This window comes from Variovorax sp. P1_H12_2 (genome assembly GCF_056405335.1).
Genome location: NZ_JBFUCI010000024.1, coordinates 17,176 through 30,122 on the forward strand (window position 1 = coordinate 17,176; position 12,947 = coordinate 30,122).

Annotated in this window: 11 protein-coding genes; 4 read left to right on the forward strand and 7 right to left on the reverse strand. The window is 68.2% G+C overall.

All coding sequences use genetic code 11. The annotated features are described in order from the left end of the window. The first annotated feature begins 2 nt into the window (after positions 1-2). Complete coding sequence (locus AC1D2K_RS04740) at positions 3-1,259, forward strand: 6-phosphofructokinase (RefSeq protein WP_478086696.1); 1,257 nt, start codon at positions 3-5, stop codon at positions 1,257-1,259. Next, positions 1,259-1,489 carry a cysteine-rich CWC family protein gene (locus AC1D2K_RS04745; protein WP_478086698.1) on the forward strand — a complete coding sequence of 77 codons (231 nt, stop codon included), beginning with the start codon at positions 1,259-1,261 and terminating at the stop codon, positions 1,487-1,489. Before AC1D2K_RS04740 ends, AC1D2K_RS04745 begins: the two co-directional genes overlap by 1 nt. Here the strand turns inward: AC1D2K_RS04745 and AC1D2K_RS04750 are convergent. Next, positions 1,480-2,724, reverse strand: a complete 1,245-nt coding sequence (locus AC1D2K_RS04750) for a zinc-binding metallopeptidase family protein (RefSeq protein WP_478086700.1) — start codon at positions 2,722-2,724, stop codon at positions 1,480-1,482. The two genes, AC1D2K_RS04745 and AC1D2K_RS04750, sit on opposite strands and share 10 nt — an antisense overlap. Positions 2,725-2,812: 88 nt before the next feature. Between AC1D2K_RS04750 and AC1D2K_RS04755 the strand changes: the two genes are divergently transcribed. Both AC1D2K_RS04755 and AC1D2K_RS04760 read left to right on the forward strand, forming a co-directional pair. Then, positions 2,813-4,270 carry an MFS transporter gene (locus AC1D2K_RS04755; RefSeq protein ID WP_478086701.1) on the forward strand — a complete coding sequence of 486 codons (1,458 nt, stop codon included), beginning with the start codon at positions 2,813-2,815 and terminating at the stop codon, positions 4,268-4,270. A 27-nt stretch (positions 4,271-4,297) separates the two neighbouring features. After that, positions 4,298-5,062: a class II glutamine amidotransferase gene (locus AC1D2K_RS04760; protein ID WP_478086702.1), complete on the forward strand. Its 765-nt coding sequence runs from the start codon at positions 4,298-4,300 to the stop codon at positions 5,060-5,062. Positions 5,063-5,227: 165 nt separating this feature from the next. On the opposite strand, the gene AC1D2K_RS04765 is transcribed toward AC1D2K_RS04760, so the two are convergent. The 6 genes from AC1D2K_RS04765 to AC1D2K_RS04790 all read right to left on the reverse strand — a co-directional run. After that, positions 5,228-5,620: a hypothetical protein gene (locus AC1D2K_RS04765; RefSeq protein WP_478086703.1), complete on the reverse strand. Its 393-nt coding sequence runs from the start codon at positions 5,618-5,620 to the stop codon at positions 5,228-5,230. 336 nt (positions 5,621-5,956) lie between these two features. Continuing rightward, positions 5,957-6,904, reverse strand: coding sequence for a glutathione synthase (gene gshB / locus AC1D2K_RS04770; protein ID WP_478086705.1), 948 nt, complete (start codon positions 6,902-6,904; stop codon positions 5,957-5,959). Position 6,905: 1 nt separating this feature from the next. Then, positions 6,906-8,195, reverse strand: coding sequence for a benzoate/H(+) symporter BenE family transporter (locus AC1D2K_RS04775; protein WP_478086706.1), 1,290 nt, complete (start codon positions 8,193-8,195; stop codon positions 6,906-6,908). Positions 8,196-8,286: 91 nt separating this feature from the next. After that, complete coding sequence (locus AC1D2K_RS04780) at positions 8,287-10,155, reverse strand: potassium transporter Kup (RefSeq protein WP_478086708.1); 1,869 nt, start codon at positions 10,153-10,155, stop codon at positions 8,287-8,289. A gap of 154 nt (positions 10,156-10,309) precedes the next feature. Next, a complete protein-coding gene (gene gshA / locus AC1D2K_RS04785; protein WP_478086709.1) occupies positions 10,310-11,608 on the reverse strand; it encodes a glutamate--cysteine ligase in 1,299 nt (432 codons plus the stop codon). A gap of 216 nt (positions 11,609-11,824) precedes the next feature. Beyond that, positions 11,825-12,947 (reverse strand): glutamate-5-semialdehyde dehydrogenase (locus AC1D2K_RS04790; RefSeq protein WP_478086710.1); only part of this gene is annotated, 1,123 nt, incomplete at its 5' end.

A 12,947-nucleotide genomic window follows, 5' to 3' on the forward strand; every position in this document is an offset into this window, starting at 1 on the left:
CCATGCCCACGCTCAACGCCTTCTACGCCCAGTCCGGCGGCGTCACCTCCGTGATCAACGCCTCGGCCTGCGGCGTGATCGAGACAGCCCGCCGGCACCCGGACCGCATCGGCAGCGTCTACGCCGGGCGCAACGGCATCCTCGGCGCGCTGACCGAGGACCTGATCGACACCGGCCGTGAATCGGCCGAGGCGATCGCCGCCCTGCGCACCACGCCCTCGGGCGCCTTCGGCTCCTGCCGCTACAAGCTCAAGTCGCTCGAGAAGAACCGGCGCGAGTACGAGCGCCTGATCGAGGTCTTCAAGGCCCACGGCATCGGCTATTTCTTCTACAACGGCGGCGGCGATTCGGCCGACACCTGCTTCAAGGTGAGCCAGCTGTCGCAGTCGCTGGGCTATCCGCTGCAGGCGATCCACGTGCCCAAGACCATCGACAACGACCTGCCCCTGACCGACTGCTGCCCGGGCTTCGGCTCGGTCGCCAAGTACGTCGCGGTGTCGACCCTCGAGGCCTCGCTGGACGTGCGCTCGATGGCCGCGACCTCGACCAAGGTGTTCGTCATCGAGGTGATGGGCCGGCATGCCGGCTGGATCGCCGCGGCCGGCGGGCTGGTCGACGCGCAGGGCATTCCGGTCGTGATCCTGTTCCCCGAGATTCCGTTCGACCAGCCGGCTTTCCTCGCCCGTGTCGACGCGCTGGTGAAGTACCACGGCTACTGCACGGTGGTGGTGTCCGAAGGCTGCCACCACCCCGACGGCAGCTTCCTCGCCGAGCAGGGCAGCAAGGACGCCTTCGGCCATGCGCAGCTCGGCGGCGCGGCGCCCGTGGTGGCGCAGATGATCAAGGAGGCGCTGGGCCACAAGTTCCATTGGGCGGTGGCCGACTACCTGCAGCGCGCGGCCCGGCACATCGCCTCCGCCACCGACGTCAGGCAGGCCTACGAACTCGGCCAGCGCGCGGTCGAGCTCGCGCTCGAAGGCCGCAACGCGGTGATGCCGACGATCGAACGCACTTCGGACCAGCCTTATGCGTATCGCATCGGCACGGCGCCGCTCGATGCGGTGGCCAACGCCGAGAAGTTCATGCCGCGCGACTTCATCTCGGACGACGGCTGGGGCATCACCGACAAGTGCAGGCGCTATCTGCTGCCGCTGATCCAGGGCGAGGACTACCCGGCCTACCGCGACGGCCTGCCGGTCTACGTGACGCTCGGCAACGTCGCGGTCCCGAAGAAGCTGCCGGCCTTCGAGGTCGCCTGATGGACGCAGGAACACGCCCCGATCCCTCGCGCTGCCCCCTGTGCGGCGAGTCCAATCGCTGCGCCATCGAGATCGAGCGCGAGACCGGCCAGGCGCAGCCGCCCTGCTGGTGCATGGCGGCCGACTTCAGCGAGGCCTTGCTGGCACGCGTGCCGGCCGCCCAGCGCCGGCTGGCCTGCATCTGCGCGCGCTGCGCGGCGCAGGAGGCGCAAGAGGCGGTTCAGGGCTGAGCGTTCGGCGGCACCGGCAACCCGCAGCCCTCCCGCGGCCCGGTGACCACCTGGTGGATGAACTGCAGCTTGCCGACCGCCGTGCGCGGCAGCACGAAGGGGTAATAGTCGGGCTGGCCCATGCTGCGCGACAGCTCGTTGAGCACGTTGGTGAGGCGCACCCAGCCGTTGAGGAAGTCGAGGAAGCGCGCCGCGTCCGGATGCTCGGGCTGCCACAGGTCGGACAGGTCGAACAGGTCGCTGGCGAGTTCGACGTACTGCGCGTCGACGCCGAAACTCATCGCGGTGCCGGCGGTATCCGCCATGTGCAGGTAGTGGGCCCAGGTCTCGGCCCAGTCCTCCCAGGGGTGCGAACTCGCATAGCCGGTCACGAAGCGATCGGCCCAGTCGGTCGGCGGGCCGTTGTCGTAGTGGTTGCGCAAGGCGGTGGCGTAGTCGTCCCGCTCGTCGCCGAAGAGCCGGCGGAAGTCCTCGATCCAGGGCGTCGGCGCCACCAGCAGGTCCCAGTAGTAATGGCCGATCTCGTGCCTGAAGTGGCCCAGCAAGGTGCGGTAGGGCTCGCGCATCTCGGCCCGGATGCGCTCGCGCACGGCATCCTCGGCCTCCTCGGCATTGAGCGTGATGACGCCCATCTCGTGGCCAGTCATGACGTGCGGCCCGCCGGGCATGTGGCTCAGGAAGTCGAAGGCCAGGCCGTGCACCGGATCGCTCAGGCGCGTGACCATCGGCAGGCCCAGCGCGAGCAGTTGCGAAATCAGCCGGCGCTTGGCCAGTTCGAGGCTCCGCCACAGCGCGCCGTTGGCCTCGCGCGAAAGATCGGGGATGGTGCGCGTGACGCTGCACGACAGGCACAGGCCGGGCACCAGGCCGTCGGTGCCGAAAGCCGGATCGTCGCCYTCGCGCGGCGCCGGCACCATCCAGTTGCAGGCCGCCGGGGTCATCAGGTTGGCGCAGCGGCGATAGGCCTTGCCATGGGTGTCGCCGAAGAGCGTGAAGGTGTCGGCCTCTGCGCCCTGGAAGTCGGCCGGCGCGAGCGGCACCACGCCCAGGCGCTCGACCACGTAGCCCAGCGGTGTCAGGCAGGCCAGGCATTGGCTGTTGCGCAGGAAGACCGGCCGGCCGCATTGGCACCGGTAGGCGCGCGTCAGTGTCGGGGCCTGCGGTTCGGCCGCCAGCGCGGGGCCGCTTTCGGCGGCTGGGGGGGGCGCAGCGCGATCGTCGGTCGGAGAGTCCATGTCGGTTGATTGTGGGCGTCCGCTGTGCGCCACGCAGGAAAACGCCGATATCCTTGTAGGACAGCCCGAGCCCGGGCGTCCGCCCTCCATGAACAATCCTCCCTTGCAGTCCCTGAGCAGCCGCTACGGCGCGCGCTACCGCTGGTACCTGCTTCTTTCCGTCATGGTGGGCGTGATGGCATCGATCATGTCGTCAACCATCGTCAACGTCGCCATTCCGGACCTGAGCCACCATTTCTCCCTCGGCCAGGAGCGCGCCCAGTGGGTCAGCTCCGGCTTCATGGTGGCGACCACCGTGTCGATGCTGACCACGCCCTGGCTGCTCTCGCGCTACGGCTACCGGCGGACCTACGTCGGCACCATGGTGATGCTGCTGGCGGGCGGCCTGACCGGCGGGCTGGCGACCGACTTCTCGCTGGTGCTGATCGCGCGCGTGGTCGAGGGACTGGCCGCCGGCGTCGTCCAGCCGATCCCGGCCATCATCATCCTGCGCGCCTTCCAGCCCCACGAGCAGGGGCGGGCCAGCGGCATCTTCGGCATGGGCGTGGTGCTGGCGCCGGCCATCGGCCCGAGCATCGGCGGCGTGCTGGTCGACCTGTTCGGCTGGCGCTCGATCTTCTTCATGGTGGTGCCCTTCTGCCTCGCCTCGATCTGGCTGGCCTACAAGTTCGTGCCGACCACGGCGCCGGGGGGCGTGGTGGCGGCGCGCAGCGACCGACTCGACTGGCGCGGCCTGGGGCTGGGCACCGTCGGCACCCTGTGCCTGCTGAACGGCATGGTGGCGCTGCGCGGCGACTCGGCGCTGCACGCCGCCCTGCTGCTGGCCGGCGCCGGCATCGCCTTCGGCGCCTTCGTCGCCTGGCAGAAGCGCCTGGCCGCCGGCGGCGGCGCGCCGCTGATGAATCTGGCGCTGTTCCAGTACCGCCAGTTCGCGATGGGCAGCGTGGTCGCCTTCATCTACGGCACGGCACTGTTCGGATCGACCTACCTGCTGCCGGTCTACATGCAGGTCGGGCTGCATCTGTCGGCCTCCCACGTCGGCACCATCCTGCTGCCGGCCGGCATCGTGCTCGCGCTGACCATCGCCGGCGTCGGCAGGCTGGCCGACCGGCATCCGACCTACCTGCTGGTCAGCATCGGCCTGGCGCTGCTGGCCGCCTCCTTCGCGCTGATGGTGGTGCTGCGACTGGCCAGCCCGCTGTGGCTGCTGGTGGCGTTCGCGATCGTCGGGCGCATCGGCCTGGGCTTCATCCTGCCCTCGCTCAATCTCGGCGCGATGCGCCCGCTGGCCAAGCCGCTGATCCCGCAGGGCGCGAGCGCCATCAGTTTCCTGCGCATGCTCGGCGGCGCCGCCGGCGTGAGCCTGTGCGCGATCGTGCTCGAATGGCGGCTGGCCGCGCACGGCGACTCGCTCTCCAACCCGGCCACCAGCGCGGCCCGGCTGGCGGCCTTCGACGAGGTGTTCGCGATGCTGGCCGGCCTGTGCGCGCTGGCCATCGTCGCGGCCTGGCAATTGAGAGTGAAGACGCCGGCCACTGACAACTGAGCGCGCGGCTGCGGTCTAATAGCCCTCATGTGCCAGCTGCTCGGAATGAACTGCAACACGCCGACCGACGTGACCTTCAGCTTCACAGGCTTCGCCCAGCGCGGCGGCCGCACCGACCACCACGCCGACGGCTGGGGCATCGCCTTCTTCGAGGACCGCGGCCTCAGGCATTTCGTCGATCACCAGCCGGCCTGCGAATCGCCGGTGGCCGAGCTGATCCGGCGCTATCCGATCCGCAGCCGCAACGTCGTCGCCCATATCCGCAAGGCCACCCAGGGCGCGGTGAACCTGCAGAACTGCCACCCCTTCGTGCGCGAGCTCTGGGGCCGCTACTGGGTGTTCGCCCACAACGGCGACCTGAAGGATTTCCGACCGCGCCTGCACGGCAGCTTCCATCCCGTCGGCAGCACCGACAGCGAGCACGCCTTCTGCTGGCTGATGCAGGAGCTTGCCAAGTCGCACGCCGACGTTCCGAGCGTCGAGGAGCTGACCCTCACGCTGCGCGAACTGGCGCCGCGGCTGGCGGCGCACGGCACCTTCAACTTCATGCTGTCGAACGGGCAAGCGCTGTGGGCCCACGCCTCGACCCACCTCTGGTACGTCGAACGCCGGCATCCCTTCCTGACCGCGGAGCTGTCGGACGAGGACCTGAGCATCGACTTCGCCCAGCACACGACGCCGAATGATCGCGTGGCGGTGGTGGTGACCGCGCCGCTGACGACCAACGAGACCTGGACGGCGTTCGCGCCGCAGGAACTGGCTGTGTTCGTGGACGGGCAGCGGCGCGGATAGCGCCGCGCCGGGCTCAGTTCGCCTGTGCCACCATCTTCCGCCCACGACTGCGGGCCGCAGAGAAGTTCGCGGGCGCAGACCCGTTGCAGGCGGGCCGGAAACGGCGCGCCCGGAGATCGAACAAGCGCCACTGGGGCGCTTGCTCGAGCAAAGACCGAATGCCGGTCAGTTCGTGGGGGCTTGCTTCTTGGCCGCCGCCTTGGCATCGCGCGCGTCGACCTTGGCCTGCCCTGCATTCGCGGCCTTGCCGCCGCTGGCCTCAGGATTGAGTTCAGAAGTGTTGGCTTGGTCGCCCGTCGGCCTCTTCGCCATGCCCTGGGGCTTGGCGTTGGCCCTGTTCTGGCCTGCCGCGGCGGCCTTGCCGCCGCTGGCCTCAGGATTGAGTTCGGAGCTGTTGGCCTCATCGCCCACCGGCTTCTTCACCTTGCCTTGGGGGCGCGCATCCACCTTGGTTTGGGCGCGGTTTTGCGCCTTGCTGTTCGTCACCGGTTGCTGTTCCGACGATGTGCCGGCCGGATTCTGGGCATAGGCGCCTGCCGCGAACAGGCCGGCGATCATGACTGCGAGAAGTTTGCTCATTGTGTAACCTTCCTTGGGAGTTGGCGGTCGATTCGCCTCGCCATCAGCAGAGGTCAGACCACAACGACCGCCTGGGACCCAAGGTTGACAGGGATTCACGACGGCGGCAACCGGCGGCCGGTTGCCGCCCGTCTTCATCAGTATCCGTCAGGTCGATGGCTTGGGCAATCCGTAACTCAACTGACGCTCGTGCCGTATCGAGAGCAACACCGCTTCTCGCTCAGAATGAGCGTATGGCACGACGTGGCGAGCCAGCACCAGCTCCCGCAACTCGGGTTGGCCAAGTTCTCGGGCAATTTGCGTTGCGCTCGACCATCACCCCTGCACATCCGCCTCCAGCGCATCGATGAACATCGCCGGCACGTCGAAGCCGGTCTGCTCGGTGATCTCCTGGAAGCAGGTCGGGCTGGTCACGTTGATCTCGGTCAGCGAGCCGCCGATCACGTCGAGGCCGATCAGGAGCAGGCCCCGCTGGCTCAGCACCGGCCCGATCGCTTCGGCGATCCGGCGGTCGTCGTCGGTCAGCGGCTGCGCCACGCCCTTGCCGCCGGCCGCGAGGTTGCCGCGCACCTCGGTGCCCTGCGGGATGCGCGCCAGGCTGTAGGGCACCGGGCGGCCGCCGATCACGAGCACGCGCTTGTCGCCCTCCGAGATCTGCGGCACGAAGCGCTGCACCATGATCGTCTCGGCGCCGTTCTTGTTGAGGGTCTCGACGATCGAGCCGAGATTCAGCGCGTCGGCCTTGACCCGGAAGATGCCCATGCCGCCCATGCCGTCGAGCGGCTTCAGGATGATGTCCTGGTGCTCGGCGTGGAAGGCGCGCACCGAGGCCGCATCGCGGGTCACCAGCGTCGGCGTGGTGAACTCCGCGAACTCCATGATCGCGAGCTTCTCCGGGTGGTCGCGCAGCGAGCGCGGCTTGTTGACCACCCGCGCGCCCTCGCGCTCGGCCTGCTCCAGCAGGTGCGTGGCGTAGATGTACTCGGCATCGAAGGGCGGGTCCTTGCGCATCAGCACCACGTCGTAGCCCTTGAGCGGCCGCTCCTGCACCGGTTCTTCACGAAACCAGTCGTCGGGGTCGCCGGTCAGCACGATCGCACGCGCCTTCGCGGTCACCGGCTGGCCGCGCTGCCAGCCCAGGTGGCGCGGCTCGCAGACCGAGAGCGTGTGGCCGCGCCGCTGGGCCTCGCGCATCATCGAGAAGGTGGTGTCCTTGTAGATCTTGAACTGATCCAGCGGGTCGGCAACGAAGAGGATGTGCATGTCAGGAGGTCTTTCCGGCGGCCGGAGCCGAAGCCGTGGAGGAGGGTGTCGCGACGGGCCGCTCGGCCGCCGATCGCTCGTCGAGCCTGATCTTGCCGGCAGGCGCGATGTCCTTGCCGGCGTGGGGTTTGCGGCCGAGCTGCTGGATGCCGAGCGCCACGGCGCCGGCCACCACGCCCCAGAAGGCCGAGCCGATGCCCGCGAGCGTGACGCCCGAGAGCGTGACCAGGAAGGTGATCAGCGCCGCCTCGCGATGCGATTCGTCGCGCACCGCAGCCGCCAGCCCGCCGCCGATGGTGCCCAGCAGCGCCAGGCCGGCGATGGTCGCGACCAGTTCCTTMGGAAAGGCGGTCAGCAAGCCCGTCACGGCGGCGCCGAACAGGCCGATGACGACGTAGATCGCGCCGCAGCTGACCGCGGCGGTGTAGCGCCGCGCCGAGTCCTCGTGCGCCTCGCGGCCCATGCAGATGGCGGCCGTGATGGCGCTGAGATTCAGCGCGAAGGCCCCGAAAGGCGCCAGCACCAGCGTGAAAAGGCCGCTGATCGTGATCAGCTTCGACACCGGCAACTGGTAGCCCGCGGCGCGGATCGCGGCGACGCCCGGCAGGTTCTGCGAGGCCATGGTGACGACGAAGAGGGGCAGCGCCAGGCTGACCACCGCCTGCCAGCTGAAGACCGGGATCGTGAATACCGGCAGGGCGAGGCTGAAATGCACCGCGCTCCAGGCCAGTTCGCCGCGCGCAGCGGCGAAGGCGATGCCGACGCCCAGCGTGAGCGGCACCGCGTAGCGCGGCAGCGCGCGCTTGGCCGCAAGATAGGTGCCGAGCATCAGCAGCACCAGCGGCAGCGCCGTCTGGGCGGCAATGAAAGCCTGCAGCCCGAAGCGCGCCAGCACGCCGGCCAGCAGCGCCGAGGCCAGCGCCATCGGGATCCTGTTCATCACGCGCTCGAACCAGCCGGTGGCGCCGGCCAGGGTCATCAGCAGGGCGCAGACGATGAAGGCGCCGACCGCCTCGTTCATGCTGTAGCCGGCACCCGCGACCGCCAGCACCGCGGCGCCGGGCGTGCTCCAGGCGATCATCACGGGCTTGCGCCACCACAGCGAGGGCAGCGCCGAGGCCAGGCCCATGCCGAGGCCCAGCGCCCACATCCAGGAGGAGATCATCTCGGGGGTGGCGCCGAAGGCCTGCGCGGCCTGGAACACGATCGCCACCGAGCTCGTGAAGCCCACGAGCACCGCCACGAAGCCCGCGGTGAAGGCCGAGAGGCTGAGATCCTTGAAAAATCGCATCGGTAGATTGTGCCGGGGTGTTGCCGCACCCTTCCAGGAACCCCCGGTAGGGGGTGGGCGGCTACACGAAGTGAGCCAACCTGGGGGCGAGCTAGATCTCGATTTTGGAGCCGAGCTCGACGACGGCGTTGTTGGGCAATCCGAGGAAGTCCGCCGCCCCGCTCGCGTTGTGGTGCATCTGCGCGAACAGCTTTTCGCGCCAGGGCGCCATGCCGCTGCCCAGCGTCGGGATCACGACGTCGCGCGACAGGAAGTAGCTGGTCGCCATCGGCTCGATCTGACAGCCGCGCAGGCGCGCGTTCTCGAGCGCGCGCGGCAAGTCGATCTCGTTCTTGAAGCCGTAGTGCACCACCACCTGCCAGCAGTGGTGGCCCAGGGCCTCCATCTCGATGCGCTTGTCCATCGGGATCCACGGCACCTCGTGGTTGCGCACCGTCACGAACAGATTCTGGTCGTGCAGCACCTTGTTGTGCTTGAGGTTGTGCAACAGCGCATTGGGAACCACGCCGGGCTCGGCGGTCATGAAGACCGCGGTGCCGTCGACCCGCGCCGGCGGGCTCACGAAGACCGAGTCGAGGAAGCCGCGCAGGTCGATCGCCTCCGCCAGCTGGGTCTCGCCCATCAACCTGCGCCCTTCCTTCCAGGTCAGCATCAGCATGAAGATCGAGCCGCCGATCAGGAGCGGGAACCAGCCGCCGTCGAACAGCTTGAGCAGGTTCGAGGCGAAGAACAGGAAGTCGACCAGGAAGAAGGCGCCGGTGGCCGCGATGCACAGGAACAGCGGGTACTTCCAGGCGTAGCGGATCACGAAGAAGGTCAGCACCGTGGTGATCAGCATGTCGGTGGTCACGGCAATGCCATAGGCCGCCGCCAGATTGCTCGACGAGCGGAACATCACGACCGCCAGCACGATCGCGACGAACAAGCCCCAGTTGACGAACGGGATGTAGATCTGGCCCGCCGTGCGGACACTGGTGTGCTCGATGTTCATGCGCGGCAGGTAGCCGAGCTGGATCACCTGGCGCGTGACGCTGAAGGCGCCGGTGATCAGGGCCTGCGAGGCGATCACTGTGGCGGCCGTCGCGAGGAACACCAGCGGCAGCAGCGCCCACTCGGGCGCCATCATGAAGAAGGGGTTCTTGACCGCCAGCGGGTTCTCCAGCAGCAGGGCGCCCTGGCCGAAGTAGTTGAGCGTGAGCGCCGGCATGACGACCGAGAACCAGGCGATGCGGATCGGGCTCTTGCCGAAGTGGCCGAGGTCGGCGTAGAGCGCCTCGGCGCCGGTCACGCACAGCACGGTGGCGCCCAGGATGATGAAGCTGGTGCCCGGGTTGTTCCACATGAAGCGCAGCGCGTAATGCGGGCTCATCGCCTTGAGGATCTCGGGGTGGGTGACGATCTGCGACACGCCGAGCAGCGAGATCGCCAGGAACCAGGCCAGCGTCACCGGGCCGAAGAAGCGGCCGATGCCGGCGGTGCCCCGCTTCTGGACCACGAACAGGCAGAACAGCACGACCAGCGTGATCGGGATCACGTAGTGGCGGAACTGCGGCGACACCACCTCCAGGCCCTCGACCGCCGACAGCACCGAGATCGCCGGCGTGATGACGCCGTCGCCATAGAAGAGCGAGGTGCCGAAGATACCCACCACCAGCAGCACCCGCCGCAGCCGCGGCTTGTCGACCACCGCCTGCGAGGCCAGCGCGAGCATCGCCACCAGCCCGCCCTCGCCCTCGTTGTCGGCCCGCAGCACCAGCACCACGTACTTCAGCGAGACGATCACCGTCAGCGTCCAGAAGAACATCGACAGGATGCCGTAGACGTTCTCGACCGTGAACGGGACGTGACCGTGGCCGAACACCTCCTTGACCGCGTACAGGACGCTGGTGCCGATGTCGCCGTAGACGACACCGATGGCCGCGAGGATCAGCGCAGCGGAGGAGGATTTAGGGGCGGACACGGGGTCGGTGCAAAGGGTCGCGGGCGTGCAGCACACCGCGCGGCGCCTCGGAGGCCCGCTTCGGCCGCTTCGTCGCCTTCCACCCTGTCGTTTGCATTGTTATGGGGCCGCTATTTTGCCGTTGTAGCGATCGCCTGCAAGCTATAAACCGGAATCATTCATAAACTTCGGCATCCGGGTCGGTGGCCTCGAGCTCGTAGCTGGCCGCCACCATCGCGAGCCGGCCAATCACGCCATACATGTAGAAGCGGTTGGGCGCGCTGGCGCCGGGCTTGGCACCGGGCTGAGGTAAGTGCGCACTCTCCGAAAATGCCAGCGGCACGAAGCTGGCGCCCGGCAGGTTGAGGTTCTCGTCCGGCTTGCGCTCGGCATGCACCCGATAGAAGCCGCCGACCACGTAGCGGTCCATCATGTAGACCACCGGCTCGGCGACGCCGTTGTGCACCCGCTCGTTGGTCAGCACGCCTTCCTGGACGATCAGGTCGCCGAGCTCCTGGCCCTCCTTGGCGGCGCCGGCCTTGCTGGCGCGCGGACGGCGCACCAGGGCTTCGATCTCCTTGGCGTCGCGCACCGTCATGACGCCCAGGCCGGCGGTGCCGTTGTCGGTCTTGACGACCACGAAGGGCTTCTCGTTGATGCCGTATTCCTTGTACTTGCGGCGGACCTTGGTCAGCAGCGCGTCGACGTGGCTGGTCAGCACGTCGATGCCCTGGCCGGTGGCGAAGCTGACGTCGGCGGCCCTGGCGTACATCGGGTTGATCAGCCAGGGGTCGATGCCCAGCAGCTTGCCGAAGCGCTTCGACACTTCTTCGTAGCTGTGGAAATGGTTGCTCTTGCGGCGCACCGACCAGCCCGCATGCAGCGGCGGCAGCAGGTACTGCTCGTGCAGATCCTCGAGGATGCCCGGCGTGCCGGCCGACAGGTCGGTATTGAGCAGGATCGTGCAGGGGTCGAAATGCTTCAGACCCAACCGGCGCTTGCTGCGCACCACCGGCTCCAGGCACACCGTGTCGCCGTTGGGCAGCTCGATCTTCTTCGTCGACTTGATCGCCGGGTCGATCGAGCCCACGCGCACGTTGAGCCCGGCCATGTGGAAGATCCGCACCAGCTGCGCCACGTTGGCCAGGTAGAAGGTGTTGCGCGAGTGGTTCTCGGGGATCACGAGCAGGTTGCGCGCCTCGGGGCAGATCTTCTCGATCGCGGCCTGGGCCGCCTGCACCGCCAGCGGCAGCATCTCCTGCGTCAGGTTGTTCCAGCCCCCGGGATAGAGGTTGGTGTCGACCGGCGCCAGCTTGAAGCCGGCGTTGCGGATGTCGACCGAGCTGTAGAACGGCGGCGTGTGCTCCATCCATTCGAGCCGGAACCAGCGCTCGATGGCGGGCGTGGAATCGAGCACCCGCTGCTCGAGTTCGTTGATGGGGCCGGTCAGGGCGGTGACGAGATGGGGGACCATGCGGGCGGCCTTGTTGGATTTGTATCTGAAGCTAGCTAGGCGGAATTGTAGATTTGGGGGCGAACGCCCTGATCACAATCTAAAGGTGTGGCTCGCCCCCAGGTTGCCCGGCACTTCGTGTCCGGGCGCCCACCCCCTGCCGGGGGCAACACCAGCGGCCTGGCCGTTCCGCGGTGTTCACCAACGGGCCAGGCTACGCCGGCCGGTCGCCGGGGCTCAAGTCCTGACTTCGCCTTGGCCCAGGACCACGTACTTCAACGAGGTCAGGCCCTCGATCCCCACCGGCCCACGTGCATGGAACTTGTCGGTGCTGATGCCGATTTCGGCGCCCAGGCCGAACTCGAAGCCGTCGGCGAAACGGGTGCTGGCGTTGACCATCACGCTGGCCGAATCCACCTCGCGCAGGAAGCGCTGGGCGTTCATGTGGTCGCGCGTGACGATCGCATCCGTGTGGTGGCTCGAGTAGCGGTTGATGTGCGCGATGGCCTCGTCCACGCCCTCGACCACCTTGATGCTGATGACCGCGGCCAGGTATTCCTCCGACCAGTCGGATTCGATCGCATCGATCACCTTGTCGGCCGGCAGGTGCGCGCTCTCGGCACGCAGGATGTGGGCGGCCGCCCGGTCGCAGCGCATCTCCACGCCCTTGGCCGCGAAGATCGCACCGATCTCCGGCAGGAAGGTCTCGGCGATCGAGGACGCCACCAGCAGGCCTTCAGCGGCGTTGCAGGGGCTGTACTTCTGGGTCTTGGCGTTGTCGACGATCTTCAGCGCCATGTCGAGTTCGGCCGTGTGGTCGACGTAGACGTGGCAGTTGCCGTCCAGGTGCTTGATGACCGGCACCCTGGCGTCGCGGCTGATGCGCTCGATCAGGCCCTTGCCGCCACGCGGAATGATGACGTCGACGAACTGCGGCATCGCGATCAGCTGGCCCACGGCCTCGCGGTCGGTGGTGGCGACCAGCTGCACCGCGTCGACCGGCAGGCCGGCCTCCTCGAGCGATTCGGCCACCAGCCGGGCCAGCGCCTTGTTCGACTCGATCGCTTCCGAGCCGCCGCGCAGGATCGCCGCGTTGCCGCTCTTGATCGCCAGGCTCGCGGCCTCGATGGTGACGTTGGGCCGGCTCTCGTAGATCATGCCGAAGACCCCGATCGGCACCCGCATCTGGCCGACCCGGATACCGCTGGGCTGCTGCTTCATGCCGATGACCTCGCCGATCACGTCGGCCATCGCGGCCAGCTGTTCGCAGCCCTGGGCCACGGTGTCGATGACCTTCGGCGTGAGCTTGAGGCGATCGACCATCGGCGCCGACAGGCCGGCGCCCTCGGCGCGCGCCAGA